We start from the raw sequence: 1,225 nt of genomic DNA on the forward strand, positions 1-1,225 counted from the left end.
TAATGCACGATGCACCTCTTTTTTGTTCATCACTATACAAATCTGTTCATTTTCTTTAAGCTGCGATCTTTTGAAGATTTCTTTGATTTATGTGTTCCCAGCATCTAAAAACAGCAGTTGTAAGTTCATAAAACAGTCTAATCAGCCAGTTCATACCTTCTTTTGTCAGTTTTGCACACATCTTTTTTATATTGAAGGCAATGGCTAGGAAGGCAAAGTCCATGAAGACCTTGTCCTTTCCAAAATGTCGGAAACGTTTGTAGTTCATATTGTTTTTAATTTGTCCGAACACGGCTTCCGGTTCTATGCATCTCTGCCCTCTGTGTTTCAGTCCTTTCTCAGAGCAGAGCAGTTCTTTGGCTCTCCGCTTGTATTGTCTAAGCCTATGATTCAGTTCTATCGTCCTGTTTCCTTTTGCTTTAAAACAGCGGCATCGCAGGGGATAGCCTTCACACCTGACAGCTCTGTACCGTGCATTTTCGTTGACATATCCGGATGCGGTTTTCACATTCCTGGTGCCTATCCTCCGCATCCTTTGCCCCATAGGGCAGATGCAGAAGTCATGTTCTTCATTGTAGTAGAAGTTTTCGGCCTTGAACGGGTCCGGTTTGAATCTCGGCCGCTGCTCCATGTGGAAATAGTTGTACTTTACGTAGGCTTCCATGCCGTTTTCGGACATGAAGCGGTAATTCTCTTCGGAGCCATAGCCGGAATCAGCAACCACCGTATGGGCCATCCGGTCATACCTGTTTGAAAAAGATTGCAGGAAAGGAATCAGGGTCAGTGTATCCGTAGGGTTCGGGAAGAGTGCAAAATCGGTGATGAACTGATTTTCGGTGCCGATTTGAAGGTTGTAACCGGGCTTCGTCTGTCCGTTGCGCATGGCATCCTCCTTCATTCTCATGAAAGTAGCGTCATTGTCCGTTTTGGAATAGGAATTCCTGTCCTGCAGCGTGTCCAGACGGTTGTCGTATTCCTGTAGCTTGTCCCTGTGCTCTTCCAACTCCTTCAGCTGTTTGCGTTTCTTTTTCAACGCAGTCTTTTCCTCTTTCGTGGAGGGTTCAGGAACCTGTCTCTCCGCAACAAACGCTGAAAATCAGCAGATTGCAAAACAAACACCCAGTTTTACACCCAAGAATGTAAAGTCTGGTGTTTTTGTTTTATTTAAGATAATACAACCACTACATAATAAAAGAGTAGCGATATTAAAAGAATCCGATGAGAA

1 pseudogene is annotated in these 1,225 nt (G+C 44.1%); it reads right to left on the bottom strand.

The annotated features are described in order from the left end of the window. Positions 1-55: 55 nt before the first annotated feature. Positions 56-1,069 (bottom strand): annotated as a pseudogene (locus WS42_RS14730) (transposase); the annotation flags it as partial. Positions 1,070-1,225: the final 156 nt, after the last annotated feature.

The organism is Odoribacter sp. N54.MGS-14, assembly GCF_000980295.1.
Taxonomy (GTDB): Bacteria; Bacteroidota; Bacteroidia; order Bacteroidales; family Marinifilaceae; genus Odoribacter; species Odoribacter splanchnicus.